This is a genomic window from Nocardioides aequoreus (assembly GCF_000720335.1).
Taxonomy (GTDB): domain Bacteria; phylum Actinomycetota; class Actinomycetes; order Propionibacteriales; family Nocardioidaceae; genus Marmoricola; species Marmoricola aequoreus.
In genome coordinates this window covers 68,171-90,662 of record NZ_JOJN01000006.1, presented here as the reverse complement: position 1 = coordinate 90,662, position 22,492 = coordinate 68,171, and the positions used below count along the sequence as shown (strand labels likewise).

General features: G+C 74.8%; 22 protein-coding genes. 13 read left to right on the top strand and 9 right to left on the bottom strand.

Annotation, left to right across the window (positions count from 1 at the left end):
* Window position 1: 1 nt before the first annotated feature.
* The 7 genes from nirD to IG63_RS0112640 form a co-directional block, all read right to left on the bottom strand.
* Entirely contained in the window at window positions 2-367 is a 366-nt protein-coding gene (gene nirD, locus IG63_RS0112670) for a nitrite reductase small subunit NirD (protein WP_030484730.1), read from the bottom strand.
* The gene (gene nirB / locus IG63_RS0112665) at window positions 364-2,919 is read right to left on the bottom strand and encodes a nitrite reductase large subunit NirB (RefSeq protein ID WP_030484729.1); all 2,556 of its coding nucleotides are present in this window, start codon (window positions 2,917-2,919) and stop codon (window positions 364-366) included. Before nirB ends, nirD begins: the two co-directional genes overlap by 4 nt.
* A gap of 34 nt (window positions 2,920-2,953) precedes the next feature.
* A complete protein-coding gene (locus IG63_RS0112660) occupies window positions 2,954-4,405 on the bottom strand; it encodes an FAD-dependent oxidoreductase (RefSeq protein WP_036195478.1) in 1,452 nt (483 codons plus the stop codon).
* Window positions 4,402-6,495 carry a molybdopterin oxidoreductase family protein gene (locus IG63_RS0112655; RefSeq protein WP_281174291.1) on the bottom strand — a complete coding sequence of 698 codons (2,094 nt, stop codon included), beginning with the start codon at window positions 6,493-6,495 and terminating at the stop codon, window positions 4,402-4,404. Before IG63_RS0112655 ends, IG63_RS0112660 begins: the two co-directional genes overlap by 4 nt.
* Before the next feature lie 2 nt (window positions 6,496-6,497).
* Window positions 6,498-7,979: an MFS transporter gene (locus tag IG63_RS0112650; RefSeq protein WP_051706705.1), complete on the bottom strand. Its 1,482-nt coding sequence runs from the start codon at window positions 7,977-7,979 to the stop codon at window positions 6,498-6,500.
* Window positions 7,980-8,100: 121 nt separating this feature from the next.
* The gene (locus IG63_RS0112645; RefSeq protein WP_030484725.1) at window positions 8,101-8,727 is read right to left on the bottom strand and encodes an alpha-ketoglutarate-dependent dioxygenase AlkB; all 627 of its coding nucleotides are present in this window, start codon (window positions 8,725-8,727) and stop codon (window positions 8,101-8,103) included.
* An 85-nt stretch (window positions 8,728-8,812) separates the two neighbouring features.
* Entirely contained in the window at window positions 8,813-9,772 is a 960-nt protein-coding gene (locus IG63_RS0112640) for a hypothetical protein (protein ID WP_211249315.1), read from the bottom strand.
* 127 nt (window positions 9,773-9,899) lie between these two features.
* Between IG63_RS0112640 and IG63_RS0112635 the strand changes: the two genes are divergently transcribed.
* A complete protein-coding gene (locus IG63_RS0112635; RefSeq protein ID WP_030484724.1) occupies window positions 9,900-10,463 on the top strand; it encodes a nucleotidyltransferase family protein in 564 nt (187 codons plus the stop codon).
* Here IG63_RS0112635 and IG63_RS0112630 read toward each other — a convergent pair.
* Entirely contained in the window at window positions 10,460-10,834 is a 375-nt protein-coding gene (locus IG63_RS0112630; RefSeq protein ID WP_030484723.1) for a DUF2256 and DUF3253 domain-containing protein, read from the bottom strand. The two genes, IG63_RS0112635 and IG63_RS0112630, sit on opposite strands and share 4 nt — an antisense overlap.
* A gap of 28 nt (window positions 10,835-10,862) precedes the next feature.
* Here IG63_RS0112630 and IG63_RS0112625 point away from each other — a divergent pair, with 28 nt between their 5' ends.
* From IG63_RS0112625 to IG63_RS0112570, 12 genes are all read left to right on the top strand, one after another.
* The gene (locus IG63_RS0112625) at window positions 10,863-11,786 is read left to right on the top strand and encodes an aminoglycoside phosphotransferase family protein (protein WP_051706703.1); all 924 of its coding nucleotides are present in this window, start codon (window positions 10,863-10,865) and stop codon (window positions 11,784-11,786) included.
* 29 nt (window positions 11,787-11,815) lie between these two features.
* Window positions 11,816-12,709, top strand: a complete 894-nt coding sequence (locus IG63_RS0112620) for an AAA family ATPase (protein WP_030484721.1) — start codon at window positions 11,816-11,818, stop codon at window positions 12,707-12,709.
* A 4-nt stretch (window positions 12,710-12,713) separates the two neighbouring features.
* On the top strand, window positions 12,714-13,853 hold the full coding sequence (locus IG63_RS0112615) for a vWA domain-containing protein (protein ID WP_030484720.1): 1,140 nt from the start codon (window positions 12,714-12,716) through the stop codon (window positions 13,851-13,853).
* Window positions 13,846-14,970 carry an XdhC family protein gene (locus IG63_RS0112610; RefSeq protein WP_030484719.1) on the top strand — a complete coding sequence of 375 codons (1,125 nt, stop codon included), beginning with the start codon at window positions 13,846-13,848 and terminating at the stop codon, window positions 14,968-14,970. Before IG63_RS0112615 ends, IG63_RS0112610 begins: the two co-directional genes overlap by 8 nt.
* A 39-nt stretch (window positions 14,971-15,009) precedes the next feature.
* Window positions 15,010-15,849, top strand: coding sequence for a helix-turn-helix domain-containing protein (locus IG63_RS0112605; RefSeq protein ID WP_051706700.1), 840 nt, complete (start codon window positions 15,010-15,012; stop codon window positions 15,847-15,849).
* Entirely contained in the window at window positions 15,846-16,238 is a 393-nt protein-coding gene (locus IG63_RS0112600; RefSeq protein ID WP_030484717.1) for a VOC family protein, read from the top strand. Before IG63_RS0112605 ends, IG63_RS0112600 begins: the two co-directional genes overlap by 4 nt.
* A gap of 23 nt (window positions 16,239-16,261) precedes the next feature.
* Window positions 16,262-17,314, top strand: a complete 1,053-nt coding sequence (locus tag IG63_RS0112595; RefSeq protein ID WP_211249314.1) for an alpha/beta hydrolase family protein — start codon at window positions 16,262-16,264, stop codon at window positions 17,312-17,314.
* 109 nt (window positions 17,315-17,423) lie between these two features.
* Entirely contained in the window at window positions 17,424-18,659 is a 1,236-nt protein-coding gene (locus tag IG63_RS0112590; protein WP_030484715.1) for a sigma-54-dependent transcriptional regulator family protein, read from the top strand.
* A gap of 22 nt (window positions 18,660-18,681) precedes the next feature.
* Window positions 18,682-19,314: a LysE family translocator gene (locus IG63_RS0112585; RefSeq protein WP_030484714.1), complete on the top strand. Its 633-nt coding sequence runs from the start codon at window positions 18,682-18,684 to the stop codon at window positions 19,312-19,314.
* A 202-nt stretch (window positions 19,315-19,516) separates the two neighbouring features.
* Window positions 19,517-20,572, top strand: coding sequence for a succinyl-diaminopimelate desuccinylase (gene dapE / locus IG63_RS0112580; RefSeq protein WP_030484713.1), 1,056 nt, complete (start codon window positions 19,517-19,519; stop codon window positions 20,570-20,572).
* Complete coding sequence (locus IG63_RS0112575) at window positions 20,569-21,315, top strand: LOG family protein (protein WP_030484712.1); 747 nt, start codon at window positions 20,569-20,571, stop codon at window positions 21,313-21,315. Before dapE ends, IG63_RS0112575 begins: the two co-directional genes overlap by 4 nt.
* Window positions 21,315-21,584: a DivIVA domain-containing protein gene (locus tag IG63_RS0112570; RefSeq protein WP_030484711.1), complete on the top strand. Its 270-nt coding sequence runs from the start codon at window positions 21,315-21,317 to the stop codon at window positions 21,582-21,584. The genes IG63_RS0112575 and IG63_RS0112570 overlap by 1 nt, the downstream gene beginning before the upstream one ends.
* A gap of 64 nt (window positions 21,585-21,648) precedes the next feature.
* On the opposite strand, the gene IG63_RS0112565 is transcribed toward IG63_RS0112570, so the two are convergent.
* Window positions 21,649-22,485: an enoyl-CoA hydratase/isomerase family protein gene (locus IG63_RS0112565; protein WP_245604423.1), complete on the bottom strand. Its 837-nt coding sequence runs from the start codon at window positions 22,483-22,485 to the stop codon at window positions 21,649-21,651.
* Window positions 22,486-22,492 lie beyond the last annotated feature (7 nt).

The following is a 22,492-nucleotide window of genomic DNA, read 5'->3' as shown; positions in this document are numbered from 1 at the left end:
GTCAGCGGGGCTCGCGGGGTGCTCCGACGTGGATCACGCCGTCGCGCACGTCGACGGCGTACGACGCCACCCGGACGTCCGCGTCGTCGAGGCACTGTCCGGTGCGCAGGTCGAAGGCCTGCTTGTACATCGGGGACGCCACGAAGGGCACCTCGACGTCCTCGACCGTGCGCGTGCCCACGATCCCACGGGAGAGCACCGAGGCGTGCGAGAAGGGGTCGTAGTTGTCGAGCGCGTAGATCTCGTCGTCGTGGGTGCGGAAGACCGCGACGGCGCGCCCCTCCACCAGCGCCGCGACGCCGCTCTCGCGCACGATCCGCTCCACCGCGCAGACCACGGTGGTGGCCGGGCTGGTCGTGTCGGTCATCGCGGGCCGCCCACCGGGATCGTCGCCCCGAGCTGGACCGGTCCGTCGGGCATCGCCGGCTCGGCCTGTCCCCGCGTGGAGCCGAAGCTGACGTGGGGGTCGGGCACGTCGGGGGCGTTGACGAAGGAGACGAAGCGCGCCAGCTTGTCGGGGTCCTCGAGCGTGGCGGCCCACTCGTCGAAGTAGGTGTCGACGTGGCGCTCCATCGCCGCCTCGAGCTCGGTGCCCAGCCCGAGCGCGTCGTCGACCACCACCTCGCGCACCCGGTCGAGACCGCCGTCGAGGCTCTCCACCCACGTCGAGGTGCGCTGCAGCCGGTCGGCGGTGCGCACGTAGTACATGAGGTAGCGGTCGATGTAGCGCACCAGGGTGGCGGTGTCGAGGTCCTGCGCGAGCAGCTGCGCGTGCGCGGGGGTGGCGCCGCCGTTGCCGCCGACGTAGAGGTTCCAGCCCTTCTCGGTGGCGATGACGCCGAAGTCCTTGCCGCGCGCCTCGGCGCACTCGCGGGCGCAGCCGCTGACGCCCGCCTTGATCTTGTGCGGGGAGCGCAGCCCGCGGTAGCGCTCCTCGAGCATGATCGCGAGGCTGGTGGAGTCCTGCACGCCGTAGCGGCACCAGGTCGACCCGACGCACGACTTCACCGTGCGCAGCGACTTGCCGTAGGCGTGGCCGGACTCGAAGCCCGCGTCGACCAGGCGCCGCCAGATCGCGGGCAGCTGCTCCAGGCGGGCGCCGAGCAGGTCGACGCGCTGGCCGCCGGTGATCTTGGTGTAGAGCCCGAAGTCGCGCGCCACCTCCCCGAGCACGATCAGCTTCTCCGGGGTGACCTCGCCCCCGGCGATGCGCGGCATCACCGAGTAGGTGCCGTTTTTCTGGATGTTGGCCAGGTAGGCGTCGTTGGTGTCCTGCAGCGTGCGGTGGGCCTCGTCGAGCACGTGGTGGTTGAGCTGGCTCGCCAGGATCGAGGCGACCGCCGGCTTGCAGACGTCGCAGCCGCGCCCGCGGCCGTGCGCCTGCAGCACCTGCTCGAAGGCGGTGTGGCCGTGCACGGCGACCACGTCGTAGAGCTCCTGGCGGGTCATCGCGAAGTGCTCGCACAGGCTCCGGTCGACCTCGCGCCCGGTCGAGGCGAAGTAGTCCTCGACCAGCCGCTTGACCACCGGCTTGCAGGACCCGCAGGTGCTGCCCGCGGCGGTGCACCGGGTGACGCAGGCCGCGGAGTCGCAGGGCTCCTCCTCACGGGCGAGGTGGGAGAGGATGTCGCCCTTGCTGACGTCGTTGCACGAGCAGATCTGTGCCTCGTCGGGCAGGCTGCTGGCGCCCGCGGAGCTGCCGCCGCGGCTCGCGGGCAGGATCAGCTCCTCGGGGTTCTCCGGCAGCGGTGCGCCGGAGGCGACCATCGGCCGCAGCACGCCGTACGCCGACGCGTCGCCGACCAGGATGCCGCCGAGCAGGCGCTGTCCGTCGTCGGTGATGACGAGCTTCTTGTAGACCCCCGTGACGGCGTCGCTGTAGACCAGCTCGAGCGCGCCCTCGGTGGTGGCGAAGGCGTCGCCGAAGGACGCGACGTCGACCCCCATCAGCTTGAGCTTGGTCGACATGTCGGCGCCGGTGAAGCTGCGCTCGCCGCCGCCGATCGTCTCCACGACGACGTCGGCCATGGTGTAGCCGGGGGCGACCAGGCCGTACATCACGCCCGCCGGAGCGGCACACTCGCCGATCGCCCACACGTGCGGGTCGCTGGTGCGGCACTGCTCGTCGACGAGCACGCCGCCCCGCTCGGCGACCTCCAGCCCCGCCGCGCGAGCGAGGGCGTCGCGCGGGCGGATGCCCGCGGAGAAGACCACGAGGTCGGCGGGCACGTCGTCGGCGTCCTGCAGCGCGAGCCCGGTGACCCGGCCCTCCTCGCTGAGCACGGCCTGCGTCATCGCGCCGGTGTGCACGCGCAGCCCCAGCCTCTCGACGTGGCGGGTCAGCGTGGTGCCGCCCACGTCGTCGACCTGCACCGCCATCAGCCGCGGTGCCATCTCCACGACGTGGGTCTCCAGGCCGAGCTGGGCCAGCGCGTTGGCGGCCTCGAGCCCGAGCAGCCCGCCGCCGATCACGGCGCCGACGCGAGCCCCGGCCCGGGCGGCCTCGCGGATGGCCTCGAGGTCCTCGATCGTGCGGTAGACGAAGACATTGTCGAGCTCGCGGCCGGGGATCGGCGGCACGAACGGCACCGAGCCGGTGGCCAGCACCAGCTCGTCGTAGTCCAGCTCGCCCTCGGGGAAGGTCACGGTGCGGGCGTCGCGGTCGATCGCGGTGACCTCGGCGCCGAGCAGCAGCCGCACCCGCGGGTCGTCGTACTCACCCGTCGGCAGCAGCGACAGCGCGTCGGCGCCGACCTCGAAGAAGGTGGTCAGGCCGACGCGGTCGTACGCCGCCCGCCGCTCCTCCCCGACCACGACGATGTCGTGGGTCTGGGTCAGCCCGCGGTCGATCGCGGACTGGACGAAGCGGTGGGCGACCATGCCGTGGCCGACGATGACGAGTCGCTTGCGTGGGGGCATCGGGGGGCTCCTTGGAGGTGGCGGGTCAGGCGGGTCAGGCGGTCAGGGACGGGCGGGCGGCGAGGAGCTGGCGGACGTCGGGGGCGCAGCCGCCGCAGCCGGTGGTGGCCCGCGTGCGCTCGACGACCTCCTCCAGCGAGGAGCAGCGGCGGACGGCGCCCGCGGCGACGCCGGCGCAGGTGCAGACCTCGGCCTCGTCGGCCAGGTCGGCGACGGTGCCGCCGGGCACGGGCGGACGCGGCGGACCGAGGAGCAGGTGGCCCGGCTCGTGCGGGCCGAGCACCGTGCCCCGGTCGTAGTGCTGGGTGATCAGGCCGACGCGGGAGAGGTCTCCCACCAGCTCGGCCGCGACCACGACCCGGTCGCGCACGACCAGGCTCCGGTGGGAGCCCTGCAGCGGGTTGGTCACCTCGACGACCTCGCTGCCCGGCAGGGTGCGCGCGCCCTCGGGGTCCCCGAGCACGGCCACGTCGAGGCCGGTGGCGCGCAGCCGCGCGACCGTGCGCGAGCCCGTGTGGGTGACGTCGTCGCCGGAGAGGTGGGAGGCCAGCAGCTCGGCCTGCTCCCACGCCGGCGCCACGAAGCCCGTGAGCCGGCCGTCGTGCTCGGCGCAGTCGCCGATCGCGTGCACCGACGCGTCGCTGGTGCGCAGCTGGGCGTCGACGACCACGCCACGACGCACGTCGAGCCCGGCGGCGCGCGCCAGCGCGACCGAGGGTCGCCCGCCGGCGGTGAGCACGACCAGGTCGGTCGGCAGGGTGTAGCCGTTGTCGAGCCGCAGGCCGACCGCCCCGTCGCCGTCTCCGTCGACGTCGGCGCCGGCCTCTCCGTGCTCGGTGACGAGCCGGACGGCGCGCGCGCCGGTGTAGGTGCTCGTGCCGAGGCGGCGCAGGTCGCGGGCCAGGATGCGACCGGCGGCCGGGCCGACCTGGCTGCGCAGCAGGTGCTCGCCGCCCTCGACCACCTCGACCTGGAGCCCGCGCACCGAGAGCGCCCGCGCGACCTGCAGGCCGAGCAGCCCGCCCCCGACGACGACCGCGCGGCGCGACCCGGCGACGGCCTCGTCGAGCCGCCGGCAGTCGGCGAGGGTGCGGAAGGCGTGCACCGCGGGGTGGAGCGTGCCGTCCATCCGCACCATCCCGCGGATGGGCGGCAGCGTCGGGATCGAGCCGGTCGCGAGGACCAGGGTCCGGTAGCCCACCCGCTCGCCGTCGACGAGCTCGACCTCGCGGGCGTCGAGGTCGAGCGCCGCGGCGCGGGTGCCGGTGCGCAGGGCGACGCCGTGCGTGGCGTACCACCCGGCCGGGCGGAGCTCGAGCGCCTCGGGGCGGTGGGTGCCCTCGAGCACGGCGGAGAGCAGGATCCGGTTGTACGGCGCGTGCGGCTCGTCGCCGAGCAGCGTCAGGTCGCGGTGGCCGCGCTCCACCAGCCGCTCGACGAGCCGGAGGGCCGCCATGCCGGAGCCGACGACCACGGTCCCGCTCACCTGGCCACCTCCACGGGCTCGCCGGGCGACGGTCGCGCGGCCCGTGCGACGGCCTCCACCTGCGCCGCGCAGACCTTGAACTCCGGCATCCGGCTCGAGGGGTCGAGGGCGTCGTTGGTGAGCTGGTTGACGCCGACCCAGTGGAAGGGCACGAAGACGGTGTCGGGCCGGATGGTGTCGACCACGCGCGCCGGCGCGACCAGCCGGCCGCGCCGGGTGGTCACGGCGACCGGCTCGCCGTCGTAGGCACCGAGCCGGTCGGCCAGGCTGGGGTGCAGCTCGACGAAGGCGCCGGTGTCGGGCAGGTCGGCGATGCGGCGGGTCTGGGCGCCGGACTGGTACTGCGCCAGCACCCGGCCGGTGGTCAGGTGCACGGGGTACGCCGCGTCGGTCGGCTCGGCGGTGCCGACGTGGTCGACGGCCACCAGGCGGGCCCGGCCGTCGGGGTGGGCGAAGGCGTCGGCGAAGAGCCGCGGCGTGCCCGGGTGGTCGGGGGAGGGGCACGGCCAGAAGACGCCGTGCTCCTCGCGGATGCGGTCGTAGTCGATGCCGGCGTAGTCGGCGCGGCCGCCGGCGGAGGCGCGGCCGAGCTCGGCGAAGACCTCCTCGGGGTCGTCGCTGAAGGGCACCGGCGAGCCGAGCCGCTGAGCGAGCCCGGCGATGACCTCGAGGTCGGAGCGCACGCCCGCGGGCGGCGCCACGGCCTGCTGCCGCAGGATCACGCGACCCTCGAGGTTGGTCATGGTGCCGGTCTCCTCGGCCCACTGGGTCACCGGCAGCACCACGTCGGCCAGCGCGGCGGTCTCCGACATCACCAGGTCGCAGACCACGAGCAGGTCCAGCGAGCGGAGCCGGTCGGCGACGTGCGCCGCGCGCGGGGCCGAGACCACGGGGTTGGAGCCGAGCACCAGCAGCGCGCGGGGGCCGTCGGGCCGGCCCAGCGCGTCGAGCAGCTCGTAGGCCGACCGGCCCGGCCCCGGCAGGTCGTCGGGGTCGACCCCCCAGACCCGGGCGACGTGCTCCCGGGCGGCGGGGTCGTCGATCATGCGGTAGCCGGGCAGCTGGTCCGACTTCTGGCCGTGCTCGCGGCCGCCCTGCCCGTTGCCCTGACCGGTGAGGCAGCCGTAGCCCGCGTGCGGCCGGCCGGGCAGGCCCAGGGCCAGCGCGACGTCGATCCAGCCGAGCACGGTGGCGGTGCCCTGGGCGTGCTGCTCGGCGCCGCGGGCCGTGAGCACGACGACCCGCTCGTGCGAGGTCAGCAGGTCGACGAGCGCGTGCAGCTCCCCGACCGTCACGCCGGTGACCCGCTCGACCCGCTCGGGCCACCAGGCGGCGGCCACGCGGCGTACGTCGTCCCAGCCGGTGGTGCGCGCGGCCAGGTAGGCCTCGTCGGCGAGCCCGCGGGCGTCGAGCAGGTGCAGCACCCCCAGGGCGAGCGCGAGGTCGGTGCCGGGCACGGGCTGCAGCAGCACGTCGGCGCGGTCGGCGGTCGGCGTGCGTCGCGGGTCGACGACGACCACGCGGCCGCCGCGCTCGCGCAGCCGGTCGAGGTGCCGCACGGCGGGCGGCATCGTCTCGGCGAGGTTGGAGCCGACGAGCACCAGCACCTCGGCCCGCTCCAGGTCGGCGAGCGGGAAGGGCAGGCCGCGGTCGATGCCGAAGGCCTGGTTGGAGGCGGAGGCCGCCGAGCTCATGCACCAGCGGCCGTTGTAGTCGACCTGGCTGGTGCGCAGCGCGACGCGGGCGAGCTTGCCGAGGCTGTAGGCCTTCTCGTTGGTCAGGCCGCCGCCGCCGAAGACGCCGACCGCGTCGGCGCCGGACTCCTGCTGCAGCTCCTGCAGCCGGGACGCAACCAGGTCGAGCGCCTCGTCCCAGCCCGCGGCGCGCAGCTCGCCGGTGGTCCGGTCACGCAGCATCGGCGTGGTGAGCCGCTCCCGGTGGCCGCGGAGCCCGGTCGCGGTCCAGCCCTTGCGGCACAGGCCGCCCTCGTTGACCGGGAACTCCGGCCACGCCGCGACCTCCAGGCGGCGACCCTCCCGCTGGAGGGTCATGCCGCACTGGAGGCTGCAGTAGGGACAGTGCGTGTGCACGCTCAGACCAGCACCGGCGACGTGGCGACACGCGAGTGGCGCAGGTAGACGGCGTACGTCACGACCGCGCAGGCCACGTAGTAGCAGGTGAAGACGATGAAGGCGCCCTTCGTCGCGGCGAGCGGGCTCGAGACCCACGGCGAGGCGAAGGCGATCGGGATCAGGAAGCCGCCGATCGCGCCCGCGGCGCCGATGAAGCCGAGGGCCGCGGAGGAGTGCTGCGTCGCTCGCAGGAGCGCCCGCTGGCGCTCGGGGGTGCCGTCGGGCGTCGCGGCGACCGCCTCGGCGCGCCAGATCGCCGGGATCATCTTGTAGGTCGAGCCGTTGCCGATGCCGGTGGCGGCGAAGACGAGCAGGAAGAAGGCGAGGAAGAGCGGGAACCACGCCTGGTTGTCCGACGCGATCGCGGGGGTGGCCTCGGGGTTGGGCGTCAGCTGGCCGAGGGTCCACAGCACGCCCAGGGTGGCGAGGATGATCGCGCCGAAGGCCGCCAGCGTCACCCGTGCGCCGCCGACCCGGTCGGCCAGCCAGCCGCCCAGCGGTCGGGTCACCGAGCCCACGAGGGCCCCGAGGAAGGCGTAGTAGGCGAAGTAGATGCCCGTGCCGAGGGGCGCCGGCTCCGGCACCCAGAAGTTGAGCCGGATCAGCAGCGGCATCGCGGCGGAGTAGCCGATGAACGACCCGAAGGTGCCGATGTAGAGGAACGACATCACCCAGGTGTGCTTCTCGCGCAGCACCTTGAGCTGCTCCCGGGGCTTGACCTCGGCGGTGCCGAGGTTGTCCATCCACCGCCACGCGGCGAAGGTCGCGGCCACGGCCAGCGCGGCGTAGAGCCAGCCGGCCCGCTCCAGGTTGATGCCGCCCTCGCTGGCCTTCACCAGGCCGAAGATGCCCGCGCCGCCGACCACGATGGGCAGGAAGAACTGGATCAGCGAGACGCCGATGTTGCCGCCCGCGGCGTTGAGGCCGAGCGCCGCGCCCTTCTTGGCCGTGGGGTAGAAGAAGTTGATGTTGGCCATCGAGCTGGCGAAGTTGCCGCCGCCGAAGCCGGCGGTGGCGGCGATCAGGCAGAACGCCCAGTACGGCGTGGCCGGGTTGCCCACGGCGAGGGCGAAGCCGACGGTCGGGATGATCAGCAGGGCCGCGCTGACGATCGTCCAGTTGCGGCCGCCGAAGAGCCCGACCGCGAAGGTGTAGGGCACCCGGAGCAGCGAGCCGACCAGGTTGGGCAGCGCGACCAGGAAGAAGAGCTGCTGGGGGGAGAACTCGAAGCCCTGCGCCAGCAGGAAGGCCGAGCTGACGCTCCAGATGAGCCACACCGAGAAGCCGAGGTGCTCGGCGAAGATCGACCAGACCAGGTTGCGCCGCGCGACCGGCTGGCCGGTCTCGGCCCAGAACTGCTCGTCCTCGGGTCGCCAGTCGTCGATCCAGCGCTTGGTACGCCGGGGTGTCGTCGTCTGCGGGTCGGTCTCGATCGTCGCCATGGGCACTCCCTGCACTCGGGTGCCCCCACCCTCGGTGCGCCGTGTTACGCGCTCGTCACGTCGCCCGCAACGCCTGCGTCAACTCGGACTCACGACCTCACGGCCCTCACGGGCTCACGACTCAGAAGACGTTGCGCGGTCGGAACTGCACGCTGATGCGCGGCCCGACGGCACGCGAGGTCTTGGGCACGGCGTGCTCCCAGGTGCGCTGACAGGAGCCGCCCATCACCACGAGGTCGCCATGGCCCAGCGCGTGGGTCACCTCGGTGTGGCCCCCACGGGGGCGCAGGCACAGCCGGCGCGGCGAGCCGAGCGAGACGATGGCGACCATCGTGTCGGTGGTCCGGCCGCGACCGAGGTTGTCGCCGTGCCAGGCCACCGAGTCGTCACCGTCGCGGTAGTAGCAGCACCCCGCGGTCACGAAGGGCTCGCCGAGCTCGTCGGCGTAGTGGGCGCTGAGCTGCTCGCGCGCCTGGACCAGCGCGGGGTGCGGCAGCGGCTCGCCGACGCCGTAGGTGTGCACCAGCCGCGGCACGTCGACCACCTGGTCGTACATCTGCCGCCGCTCCGCCCGCCACGGCACGGCGCCGACCAGCTCGGCGAAGACCTCGTCGGCCCCCTCGACCCAGCCCGGCAGCACGTCGATCCACGCGCCGTGGGCGAGCGGCGTACGACGCACCCGGCCGGCGAGCGGACCGACCCCGACCTGGTCGGCACCGAAGAGGCTGCTCTGGAAGTCGGCGCTCATGCAGGGAGCGTACGCCTGTTCGAACAGGTGTTCTAGGGGCTTGCGTGCAGGATCGCTGCGCGTCAGGAGCAGCGATCCTGCACGCTCACGTCGTGGCGCATCGCGGACACCGGCCCAGCGTGCCCGCCCAGCCCCGTGCTCGGAGCAGCTCGGCGACCCGCCCGGCTGTCCAGCAGGGCCTGCCGACCACCTGGCCGTAGCCGAGCCGGACCGTCGTCAGCGACGACTCGGCTGCCGCCACGAGGTCGCGATCGAGGTCACGGTCGCGATCGGCCGCGTCGGTGTGGTCGAGTCGCCCGTCGAGCTCGACCACCGTGCGCTGCGCGGGGTAGAGCACGTCCCGGTAGACCGGCCCCCGCGCCGAGCCGCGCACCTGCCGTCCCGCGACGGGCAGCCCGTGGGCGCGCTCCACGTCGCGCAGGTAGCAGCGCTCCAGCACGGAGCAGGCGCCCTCGGCCACGTCGGTCAGGACCTCGACGAGGAAGTCCCGGCGCCGGACCCGGGCTCGCCCGTCGAGGGCCTGCAGCACACGGTCGGCCGTCGTACGCCGTGACGAGACCGCGGCCGCGACGACCGCGACCGCGCCGTGGGCGTCCGCGGCTGTTGCCGCGACGTCGAGCACGGCGTCCTCCACGCGGATGCGTGGAGGTGAGAGGTTCCACTGGGCGCGGCTGTCGAGGTGGCGGCTGCGGTGGATGCGGACGCCAGCGGGGGCGGTGAGCATCCGGCTGGCGTCGACGACCACGTGCACCGGGCCGGCGTCGTCGTGGCCGCGGCGACCAGGCCCGTCCGCCGCGCGGAGCGCGGACGGGCCGTGCAGCGCCGCCGGTGCGGCGTACAGCACGGCCGCCCACGCGCGCTGGATCCAGGTCGGCTCGCCGGTGTGGTCGACGTACACCCCGGGGTGGATCGGCGTGAGCAGCCGGTGTCGCAGCCAGCTGCGCACCTGCGACTCGCTCGCGCCCGCCGCCGAGAGCTGCCTGCGCGCCACGACGCCGCACTGCTGCCGGGTCAGCGCGAGGACGACGGGTGGGAGTGAGCGCACGACACGACCCTCGGTGCCCGCGCTCGCCGCTGCCAGGGCCGCGTGCGGATCTGTGGACGACGCCGACGTGCAGGATCGCTGCGCGTCAGGAGCAGCGATCCTGCACGCGAGGCGCGAGGATGGGGCGATGAGCACGATCGGGGTGCTGCTCGCGGCGGGCCGCGGGAGCAGGATGGGGCGCCCCAAGGCGCTGGTGGCCGACTGGCTGGCGCGCGGCCTCTCCGCGCTGGAGCCGTGCGACGAGGTGCTGGTGGTGCTGGGAGCCCAGGCCGAGGCGGTGCAGCGGCGGCTCGAGGGACTGGTGGGCGACGACGTCTCGGTGGTGGTCGCGACCGACTGGGCCGAGGGCATGGGTGCGTCGCTGCGGGCGGCCCTGGCCGTCGCGGGGGAGGGGGACGCCGAGGCGCTGCTGGTCACGCTCGTCGACCTGCCCGACGTGGGGCGGCCCGTGGTCGCACGGGTGGTCGGCGAGGGTGCGTCGCGCGGCAGCCTGCGGCGGGCGGCGTACGACGGGGAGCCGGGCCACCCGGTGCTGCTGGGCCGTGACCACTGGGAGGGGGTCGCCGCCGCAGCCGTTGGCGACCAGGGGGCGCGCGACTACCTGCGGCGCCAGCGCGTCGAGCTCGTGGAGTGCGGCGACCTCGCGACCGGCCGCGACGTCGACAGCCTCCCCGTGGCACCGACCGACTAGCGCACCAGCCGCACCCGGATGGCGCCCTTCGCCGTGGAGGGGTCGACCACCTTGCCGCCCTGCGTGATCTCGGCGCGGCCGTCGGCCACCAGCCGTCGGGCGGCGCGGCGCGCCGGCTCCATCAGGGGCCGCCAGTCGTCCTCGTCGTCGCCACCCACGGCGCGCGCCGCCTCCGACGGGCACACCGTGGCCCCCGCGCGGCGCGCCGACAGCAGCCGCAGCAGCTCCTCGGCGAGCTGCTCGTCCTGCGGGGTGACGCCGCGGCGGCGGCACGCCTGCGAGCAGTAGCGCACCTGCTCCCAGTCGCGCTCCCACTTCTTGCGCCACTCGATGCGGCGTCCGCACGACGCGCAGGTCTTCTCCGTGGGCATGGGGAGGGAGTGCCCGACAATCGGCCGGGTGCACACCGTCCGCCTGCAGCCCCTGGCCCGCGCCAAGGTCGCCTCGCTCGGCGAGGCCGGGGCGGCGTGGCTCGACCGGCTGCCGGCGGTGCTCGAGGAGCTGGCCGGCCAGTGGGACCTCACGTGGGAGCGGCCGCTGCCCGGAGGCAGCGCGTCGTACGTCGTGGGCGCGCGCACGGCCGACGGCGAGCCGCGCGTGGTCAAGGTGGTGCTGCCCGCTGGGACGACCGGGGAGGTGACCGCGGACGCCGGGCACGAGGCGGCCGTGCTGCGGGCCGCCGGCGGGCACGGCTACGCCCTGCTGCACGACCACGCCCCGGCGCACGGCGCGCTGCTGCTCGAGCGGCTGGGCAGCTCGCTGGCGCGCGCCCCGGGCACGCCGGAGCGCACCCTGGACACGCTCGTCGACACCCTCCGGCGCGCCTGGACGGCCGACCTCGCGGCGCCGCGTCCCGACCGCGCTGGCGAGCTGCGCGACCTCGTGGTGCGGCTCGACGACCGGCACCACGCCTGCGACCCTGCCGTGCGACGGCAGGCCGTGGCGTACGCCGAGCGCCTCTCCGCGCCGGGTCCCGACGCCGACGTGCTGCTCCACGGTGATCCGCACCCCGGCAACGCGCTGGCCTGCGCGCGCACGGGCGCCCACGTGCTCGTCGACCCCGACGGCTTCCGCGGCGACCCGGCGTACGACCTCGGCGTCGCGCTGCGCGACCGGGGCGAGCGGGTGCTGGACGAGGGCCGTGGGGTCGTGGAGCGGTGGTGCGACCGCGTGGCGGGCCGCAGCGGGGTCGACCGCGGCCGGACCTGGTGCTGGGCCTTCCTCGAGCGGGTCTCGACCGGGCTCTACGTGCTCGACTTCGGCGCCGACCGGGTCGCACGCCCCTTCCTCGACTCCGCCCGCCTGCTGGTCGACCAACGCTGAGGCAACCAGCCCCTCGTAGCCTCCGACCCATGGAGCTCACCTCGCCCGAGGCGGTGACGGCTGCCCTCGGCAGCACCGGCTACCTCGCCGACGACGACCTCGCCACCGTCGTCTACCTCGCGCGCTCGATGCGCCGTCCGCTGCTGCTGGAGGGCGAGCCCGGCACCGGCAAGACCGCGCTGGCCGAGGCGCTCGCCGAGCTCGGCGACGTGTCGTTGGTGCGGCTCCAGTGCTACGAGGGCATCGACGCCTCGCAGGCGCTCTACGACTGGGACTTCGCCCGGCAGATCCTCCACCTCCGCACCCTGGAGGCGGCCGCCGCCAGCGGCGAGTCCTTCGACGCGAAGGCGGCGGAGGAGGAGCTCTTCGACGAGCGCTTCCTGCTGGCCCGGCCCGTGCTGCGGGCGCTGCGGGAGTCCACGCCCGGGCGCCCCGCGGTGCTGCTCGTCGACGAGGTCGACCGGGCCGACGACGAGTTCGAGGCGTTCCTGCTGGAGGTGCTCTCGAGCTGGACCGTCAGCATCCCCGAGCTCGGCACGGTCGCGGCCGCCGAGCCTCCCGTGGTCGTGCTGACCTCCAACCGCACCCGCGAGCTGCACGACGCGCTCAAGCGGCGCTGCCTCTACCACTGGATCGACCACCCGGACCTCGAGCGCGAGGTCGCGATCGTGCGCGGCCGGCTCCCCGAGGTGTCCGAGAGGCTCGCGCGGCAGGTCTCCGAGGTGGTGCAGCAGCTGCGGCGCGAGCCGCTGCTCAAGCCCCCGGGGGTCGCCGAGACGCTCGACTGGGCGCGCTCGCTGCACCGGCTCGGCACCGACGAGCTCGACCTGCAGACCGCCGCGCGCACCCTCGGCGCGCTGGTGAAGTACCGCGAGGACACCGAGCGCGTGCGCCACGCCCTCGACCGGATGATGTCGGCCTGAGGCGATGACGACCGACCTGCACGACGGCGACGAGCTGCTGCTCGGCTTCACCGAGGCCCTGCGCGCGGCCGGGGTGACGGTGACCCCCGACCGTGCCACGAGCTACCTGCAGGCGGCGGCCGCGCTGGGCGTCGGGACCCGCGCCGGCGTACGACGTGCCGGTCGCGCCACGCTGTGCAGCGGCCCCGACGACCTGGCCCGTCACGACCAGGTCTTCGAGTCGTGGTTCACCGCCCACCCCGAGACGCCGCGCCACCCGCCGAGGCCGGCACCGGCCCGGCCGGTGCGCGCCCCGCTGCCGCTCGACGAGAGCGTCACCGCGGGAGGAGGCACCGACGACGACCAGGACCTGGTGCGGGCCGCGGCGAGCGACGTCGAGGTGCTCGCCCGACGCGACGTCGCAGGGCTGAGCGCCTCCGAGAAGGCGCTGCTCGACGCGATGATCGGGGCGCTGCACCCCCGCCTGCCCCGTCGTCGCGCCACCCGCAGGCAGGCGTGGCGCCGCGGCGAGGTCGACGTGCACCGCACCCTGCGGCTGACGCTGCGCCAGATGGGCGAGCCCGCCCGGGTGCAGCACCGGCGGCGCCGTACGACGCACCGCCGGCTGGTGCTGCTGGTCGACGTCTCGGGCTCGATGAAGGCCTACGCCGACGCGCTGCTCCGGCTGGCGCACGCCCTCGTCGCGGCCGGCGGCAGCGGCTCGACCGGCCGTGGCAGCGTGGAGGTCTTCACGCTGGGCACCCGGCTCACCCGCGTCACCGAGTCGCTGCGCACCCCCGACACCGAGCGGGCGCTGGTGCGGGCGGGGGAGCAGGTGCCGGACTGGTCCGGCGGCACCCGGCTGGGGGAGACCCTCGCCGCCTTCCTGGACCGCTGGGGCGCCCGGGGAATGGCCAGGGGTGCCGTCGTGGTTGTCTTCAGCGACGGCTGGGAGCGGGGCGACGCGACCGAGCTCGGCCGTCAGATGCAGCGGCTGCGCCGGCTCGCCCGACGCGTGGTGTGGGTCAACCCGCACCGCGGGAAGGCGGGCTACGCACCGGTCCAGCTCGGCATCGCCGCGGCGCTCCCGCACTGCGACGACTTCGTGGCGGGGCACTCGCTGCGGACCTACGAGGAGCTGCTGGAGGTGATCGCCCGTGCGTGAGGTGATGAGCGAGCTGCTGGGCTGGTGGGAGGCCGGCGAGACCGTCGGTGTCGGCACCGTGGTCGCGACCTTCCGCTCCGCGCCCAGGCCTGCCGGCGCCAGCATGCTGGTCGGGCCGCAGGGCGAGGCGGTCGGCTCGGTCTCCGGCGGCTGCGTCGAGGGCGCCGTCTACGAGCTCGGCCAGGAGGTCGTGGGCACCGGCACGCCGGTGCTGCAGCGCTACGGCGTCTCCGACGACGACGCCTTCGCCGTCGGGCTCACCTGCGGCGGCATCCTCGACGTCTTCGTCGAGAAGGTCGACCGGGAGACCTTCCCCGAGCTCGGCGAGGTGGCCGCCGACGTGGCCGCCGGCCGGCCCGTGGCCGTGGCGACCGTGATCGAGCACCCCGACCCCCGGTGGGTCGGTCGCCGGCTGCTGGTGCGGCCCGACTCCGTCGACGGCACCCTGATGAGCGAGCGCGCGACCGACGCCGTGGTCGACGACGCCCGAGGACAGCTCGCCAACGGCCACAGCGCCACCCTGACCTACGGACCCGACGGCGAGCGTCGCGGCGAGGGCATGCGGGTCTTCTGCTGGGCCTTCGCGCCGGCGCCGCGGATGCTGGTCTTCGGGGCCATCGACTTCGCCGCCGCCGTCGCCTCGGTCGGGGCCTTCCTCGGCTACCACGTCACGGTCTGCGACGCCCGCCCCGTCTTCGCCACCGCCACGCGCTTCCCCGACGCCGACGAGGTGGTCGTGTCCTGGCCGCACAAGTACCTCGCCCAGGAGGTCGAGGCCGGCCGTGTCGACGGACGCACGGTGCTGTGCGTGCTCACGCACGACCCCAAGTTCGACGTGCCCGTGCTCGAGGTGGCGCTGCGGCTCGACGAGGTGGCCTACGTCGGGGCGATGGGGTCGCGTCGCACCCACGACGACCGCCTCGTCCGGCTGCGCGAGGCCGGCCTGACCGAGGCCGAGCTCGCCCGGCTCAGCAGCCCGATCGGGCTCGACCTCGGCGCCCGCACGCCGGAGGAGACCGCCGTCTCCATCGCCGCGGAGATCATCGCCGGGCGCTGGGGCGGCACCGGCGACCGGCTCTCGACCACCGACGGCCGGATCCACGCCCACGAGGCCTGAGACCTGTCGCCCGCCCGGTGGGGCGGGCAGCATGGGGGCGTGACCACGCGCTTCGTCGTGCACCCCGGTCCGCTGCCGCCCGGGGTGGCGTCCGCGTGCGGCTACGCCTCCGACGGTCTCGAGCCCGGCGTGCACCGAGGGCTGCCGTCGCCGTGGGTCACGTTCATCGTCTCGGCCGACGGGCCGGTCCGGGTCGACGGCACCGTCGGCGACCACGACGGACCCGTGCTCGCCTCCCGCGCGAGCGCGCACGACGTGCTGGTGGCCGGCCTGCACGACGTCGCGGCGCGGGTCGAGCAGCCCCGTCGGCAGGCGGGCGTGCAGCTGGCGCTGCACCCGCTCGCGGTGCCGGCGCTGCTGGGCTGCCGCGCCGCCGACCTGAGCGCGGTCTCCGAGCACGGCGCCGACGTGGTGGGCCGGCTGGCGGGAGAGCTGCACGACCGGGTGGGGGCGGCCGCGAGCCTCGACCACGCGGTGCGGGACGTGGTGCGTGTCCTGGCCCGGCGGGCACGTGAGGCGCGGGTGCGTCCTGACCTGGTCCACGCCTGGCGGCTGCTGGCCCGTCCCGGGGCTCGCGTCGACGACGTCGCCCGCGACGTGCTCCTCTCGCAGCGGCAGCTGCGCACGCTCCTCGCGCGCGAGACGGGCTGCTCCCCGAAGCGGCTGGTGCGGCTCGCCCGCTTCGGCGCCGTGGTGGGCGACCTCGCCGAGGGTGTCGGGCTGGCCGACGTCGCCGCGCGACGGGGCTACGCCGACCAGGCCCACCTCACCCGGGAGTTCGCCCGGATGGCCGGCTGCCCGCCGACCCGGTGGCTGGCCGAGGAGCGCCGGAACGTCCAAGACGGCGGCCACCGCCGTGGTGGAGAGTCACCCGCATGAGCATCTTCCCGGCCTTCCAGGCCCGCGACCCGCGGGCGATGATCGACTTCCTCGTGGCCGTCGGCTTCGAGGAGACCGCCGTGTACGGCGAGGGTGAGCGCGTCGAGCACGCCCAGCTCGACTGGCCCGAGGGCGGCGGCGTGATGCTCGGCCGCCACAAGCCCGAGGGGCCCTTCACCGTCGAGCCCGGCACGATGAGCTGCTACGTCGTGACCGCCGACCCCCACGGCGTGCACGAGCGAGCCCGCGCCGCCGGCGCGACCATCGAGCGCCCACCGCGCGAGACCGACTACGGCTCGGTCGAGGTGGGCTTCCGCGACCCCGAGGGCAACCAGTGGTCCTTCGGCACCTACGCTGGCGAGCCGCGCCGCTCCGGCCAGCGGTCCTAGGTGTCCTCGGGCACGATGGCGGGGTGGACGGCCGCCTGACCCGACGTACGGCGCTGGTGGGTGCCCTCGGCGCGCTCGCCGCCTGCAGCGGTGCCGACGAGGAGCCGTCGGCCTCGGGCTCCTCGAGCCCCTCGCCCAGCGCCACGGCGTCCGGCAGCCCCTCCCCGAGCCCCACGCCGTCGCCCACCCCGACCGAGCCGGCGCTGCCCACAGGCGAGACGACCTCGCTGCCGACGCTGATGCGCGAGGAGTTCGAGGGCGGACGGATCACCCGGCTGCGCCGCCAGGCGGTCACCGACGCCTACGAGCGCTGGGAGGTCACCTACCCCGGGGGCGGCACCACGGTCTCCGGCGTGCTGCTGCGGCCCACCGGCCGTGGCCCCTTCCCGGCGCTGGTGCTCAACCACGGCTACATCGAGCCCTCGATCTACGTCACCGGCCAGGGGCTGGCCCGCGAGCAGGACCGGCTGGCCCGCGAGGGCTACGTCGTGCTGCACACCGACTACCGCGGCCACGCGGCGTCCGACCCGATCGGCTACCTGGCCCAGGAGACCCGGCTCGGCTACACCCGCGACACGCTGAACGCCGTGGCGACCCTCAAGCAGCTGCCCTACGTCGACGCCGACCGCGTCGGCATGCTCGGCCGCTCCATGGGCGGCGGCGTCACCCTCAACGCCCTGGTCGCCCGGCCCGACATGATCCGCGCGGGCGTCATCTACGCCTCGGTCAGCTCCGACATCGTCGACAACCTGCGGCAGTTCACCGAGCCGGGCCGCCCCGACGAGGCGCAGCGGCTCTACGAGGAGTTCGGGACGCCACAGGAGTCGCCCGACTTCTACGCCGGGCTCTCGGCCCGCACCTACTTCGACCGCATCGAGGCGCCGCTGCTCTCGCTGCACGGCACCCTCGACGACACCTGCCCGCTGCCGTGGGCGCGCACCACGCAGCGCCTCGCCCGCCGCGCCGGGGTCGACTCGACGCTCGAGCTCTACGAGGACGGTCACGCCTTCTACCCCACCTGGGAGGCCTCGATCCAGCGCACCCTGCGCTTCCTGGCCAACCGGATGTCGGCCTGACCGACGGCTCCCGTCCCGGGTCGCGAGCCGGTCGAGACCACCGCCTGTCGCGCTCGTGGGGCGGCGGCTACCGTGTGTCGCACGTCACCCCGCCCACCCCGGAGATCCCATGACCAGCGTCGAAGACCTGTACGGCCGCCGCCTCGAGGTCGTGCGCGCCTGGACCGCCTTCGTCGAGCAGGGCGACGGCTCCGTGGGCCGGGTGCGGCCGGAGATCCTGCGCTCGTGGCGCCGCTCGGCCCCGGCCGTGCAGGTCGACATGACCGAGGCGCCCCTGGCCGACGAGGGCGACACCCGCGCCTTCTGGTCCTCCTCGCCGCTGCAGGTGGCGGTCGAGCGCGTGGAGTCCGACCTGCGCAGCACCGCCGACGACGGCGACCTCGTCGTGGCCGTGACCGACCCGCAGGTGCGGATCCTCTGGACCTACGGCGGCCGCGTGATGCGGCGCAAGGCCGAGGCGGTCAACTTCGTCGTGGGCGGCCGCTGGGACGACGTCAGCGTCGGCACCAACGCCCTCGACCTGGCCTGCCGCACCGGTGCGCCGTCGATGGTGTTCAGCGCCGAGCACTACGCCCCGATCGTGCACGGCTGGGTCTGCTGGGCGGCGCCCGTGCACGACCCGCGCACCGGCGCGCAGCTCGGCGTCGTCGACCTCTCCACGACCTGGGACCGCACCCACCCGATCGGCCTGGCCACCGCCCGCATGGTGGCCCGCCTGATCGAGACCGCGATGCCCGACACCCGCCACCCGATCGGCGTCCCGCAGGGCGACCTGGCCGTGCCCGGGCTCGACCTGGCGCTGCTCGGCACCGCCGAGGCCCGGCTCGACGGTCAGCGGCTGCTGCTCAACCGTCGGCAGACCGAGATCCTGGCGCTGCTCGCCCTGCACCCCGCGGGGCTCTCGCTCGAGCACCTGCACTCGCTGCTCTACGGCGACCAGGCGGTGACCTTCTCCACGCTCAAGGCCGAGGTCTCCCACCTCCGCCGCGCCCTGGGGGGCCAGCTCGCCTCGCGGCCCTACCGGCTCACGATGCCGGTGCGCGTCGACGTCGACGTCGTGCTCGCGCTGCTGCGGCAGGGCCAGCTGCGCGCCGCCGTCGCGGCGTACGGCGGCGACCTGCTGCCCGGCACCGAGGCGCCGGCGCTGGTCGAGCTGGGCGACGTCGTCGCCGTCGCCGTCCGCGAGGCGCTGCTGGCCGACCCGCAGCCCGACGCGGTCGCCCGCTACGTCGAGCTGGCGCCGTACGACACCGAGGTCGTCGAGGCCTGCCTCGCCCACCTCGGCGACCAGCCGCACCCCGCGAAGCCGCTGCTCAAGGGTCGGTTGGCGGCTGCGTCGCGCTGAGCGGTGGTGCCACACTGCTCGGGTGCCGTCGACCAGCCAGTGGCTCGCCTTCCTGCTCGCCTCGATCCTCTTCATCCAGGTGCCGGGGCCGAGCCTGCTCTTCACCATCGGCCGCGCCCTGACGGTCGGACGCCGTGACGCGCTGCTCTCGGTCGTCGGCAACGCGCTCGGCGTGGTCGGGCAGGTGCTCCTCGTGGCGGTGGGCCTGGGCGCCCTCGTCGCGGCCAGCGCGACGCTCTACACGGCCGTGAAGGTCGCGGGGGCGGCGTACGTCGTGTGGCTGGGGGTGCAGGCGATCCGTCACCGCGCCGACGCGCGGCACGCGCTCGAGGGGCTCGGCCGGGTGCCGGCGCGGGGCCGCCGCTCGGTGCTGACCGGGCTCACCGTCGGCCTGACCAACCCGAAGACGCTGGTCTTCTTCGTGGCCTTCCTGCCGCAGTTCACCGACCCCGCCGCCGGCCGCGTCGGCGCGCAGGTCGCGCTCCTCGGCGTCGTCTTCGGCGTGATGGCCTGCGCCTCCGACAGCGTCTGGGCGCTGGTCGCCGGCCGCGCCCGCGACTGGTTCGCCCGCACCCCGCGCCGCCTCGACGGTCTCGGCACCGCCGGCGGCACCATGATGATCGGCCTCGGCGCCACCATCCTCGCCGCCGAGTAGCCCGACCTGCCGCGCCGCACGCCTCCCTGGCTCCCTGAAGCCCCCGTCGTACGCAGACGCGCGGGCACAAGTCTGCGGGGCACCTGGACGAACCGTCCCGAACCGGGCGCGTTTCCGGACTTGTGCCCGCGCGTGTGCGAGCCACGGCCCGCCCACCGGCGCCGCAGCACGCCCGCGCGGGGGCGGGTGGAAGGATGAGCGCATGGGCCTCGACCTCAGCGCCGACGTGGTGACCCTCACCCGCACGATCGTCGACATCGAGTCGGTGAGCCGTCACGAGCAGCAGCTGGCCGACGCCGTGGAGGAGGCGCTGCGCGCGCTGCCGCACCTGGAGGTGACCCGCCTGGGCCACTCCGTGGTCGCGCGGACGACGCTCGGGCGCGGCGAGCGGGTGGTGGTCGCCGGCCACCTCGACACGGTGCCGCTCAACCGCAACCTGCCCTCCCGCGAGGACGGCGAGCGGATCCACGGTCTCGGCGCCTGCGACATGAAGGGCGGCGTCGCCGTCGCCCTCAAGCTGACCCACGACGTGACCGAGCCGGTGCGCGACGTCACCTACGTCTTCTACGAGGCCGAGGAGATCGAGGACGTGCACAACGGCCTCGGCATGATCGCCCGCGAGCGGCCCGACCTCGTCGAGGGTGACTTCGCGATCCTGATGGAGCCCAGCGACGCCGGCGTCGAGGCGGGCTGCCAGGGCACGCTGCGCGTCGACGTGCGCACCACGGGCGAGCGCGCGCACTCCGCGCGGTCCTGGCGCGGCTCCAACGCCATCCACACCGCCGCCGACGTGCTGGCGACGCTGGCGGCCTACGAGCCCCGCCGCCCGGTCATCGACGGGCTGGAGTACCACGAGGGCCTCAACGCCGTCGGCATCTCCGGCGGCGTCGCGGGCAACGTCGTCCCCGACGAGTGCGTCGTGAGCGTCAACTACCGCTTCGCCCCCGACCGCTCGGAGGGCGAGGCGCTGGCCCACGTGCAGGAGCTCTTCGCGGCGTACGACGTGCGGCTCACCGACAGCGCACCGGGAGCGCTGCCCGGCCTGGCGGTGCCCGCGGCCGCGGCCTTCGTCGAGGCGGTGGGAGGGCAGGTGCGCCCGAAGTTCGGCTGGACCGACGTCGCCCGCTTCACCGGGCTCGGCGTGCCGGCCGTCAACTACGGCCCCGGAGACCCGATGCTGGCCCACAAGCAGGAGGAGTACGTGCCGATCGCGCAGCTGCACACCTGCGAGGCGACCCTGAAGGAGTGGCTCGCGTGAGGGACCGCTCCCGTGTCAAGCACCGCGGCCCCACGGTGCTCCGCGGTGCGCAGGTCGACCTCACCACCACCGACCAGCGCCTGCTCGACTCGCGCGGCCCGACCGACTGGGTGCACACCGACCCGTGGCGCGTGCTGCGGATCCAGGCGGAGTTCGTCGAGGGCTTCGGCGGCCTCGCCGAGCTCGGGCCCGCGATCTCCGTCTTCGGCTCCGCGCGCACCAGCCCCGACGACCCGGTCTACGCGCTCGGCGAGCAGCTCGGGCGAGGGCTGGTCGAGGCCGGCTTCGCCGTCATCACCGGCGGCGGCCCCGGCGCCATGGAGGCGGCCAACAAGGGCGCCTGCGAGGCCGGCGGCACGTCCGTGGGTCTCGGCATCGAGCTGCCCTTCGAGCAGGGGCTCAACGCCTACGTCGACATCGGCATCAACTTCCGCTACTTCTTCGCCCGCAAGACCATGTTCGTCAAGTACTCCCGGGGCTACGTCGTGCTGCCCGGCGGCATGGGCACCCTCGACGAGCTCTTCGAGGCGGTCACGCTGGTGCAGACGCGCAAGGTGACCACCTTCCCGATCGTGCTGCTGGGCTCCGACTACTGGGGCGGCCTGCTCGACTGGCTGCGCGCCACGGTGCTCGCCGACGGCAAGATCTCCGACTCCGACCTCGACCTGCTCCAGGTCACCGACGACGTCGACGAGGCCGTCGAGCTGATGGTGGCGGGCGTGCAGCGAGGCGGCGAGCGCTGATGTCCTGGGTCTTCGCGGTGCTGCTCGTGCTGGCCGTCGGGGCGGTGGTCGTGGTCTTCGCCGGGGGCGGCGGCAGCATGGGGCCGGCGTACGACGACCAGCGCGACGTGCTGCTCCCCGAGGGTCCGCTCACCGGGCCCGACCTGCGCGAGGTGCGCTTCAACACCGCGGTGCGCGGCTACCGCGCCGACGAGGTCGACGCGCTCCTCGAGCGGCTCGCCCGGCAGCTCGACGCCGCCGGCCGCGACCCCGGCTCCGACGCGCCGTAGCCCGGTCCGTGCCGGTCGAGACCCCTGCCGGTCGAGCCTGTCGAGACCCCTGCCGGTCGGGACCTCAGCGACCCTGGAAGGTCGGCTTCTCCTTGGCCACGAACGACTGCACCGCGCGGCGGTGGTCGTCGGTGGCGCCGGTGAGGTCCATCAGGCCGGCCTCGGTCTCCAGGGCTGTGGCGAGGTCGCTGGACGCCGAGGTGGTGACGGCGCGGCGGATGGCGGCGTACGCCACGGTCGGGCCCTGCGCGAGCCGGTGGGCGAGCCGGGTGACCTCGTCGTCGAGCTCGTCGGCCGCGACCACCGTGGTGGCCAGGCCGAGGTCGCGCGACTCGGCCGCGCTGATCGTGCGCGGGAAGTAGAGCAGCTCGAGCGCCTTGCCGCGCCCGACCAGCTGCGGCAGCGTCCACGACGAGCCGGTGTCGCAGGAGAGGCCGACGCCGGCGAAGGCGAGGTTGAAGCCGGCGTCCTCGCTGAGCACGCGGAGGTCGCAGGCGAGCGCCAGGCTCGCTCCCGCCCCGGCGGCGACGCCGTTGACGGCCGCGACGACGGGCTTGGGCATCGTCAGCAGCGAGGTGACGATCGGGTTGTAGTGCTCCCGCACGGTGTCGAAGAGCTGCTCGGCGCCCGACGCGGTCAGGGTCTCGAGGTGCTCCTTGAGGTCCTGCCCGACGCAGAAGGCGCGACCGCGACCCGTCAGCACCACGCACCGCACGTCCGGGGCGGCGGCCGCACGGCGGCACGCGGCGAGCAGCGAGTCCTTGGTCTCGGTGTCGAGACCGTTCATCGCCTCGGGTCGCTCCAGGGTGATGGTGGCGACCTGCGCACCGGGTGCGCCGTCGACGCGATAGGAGACCGAGGCGGCACTCGCCGTGCTGGATCCGTCGTCTGTGGCACTCACGAGCGTC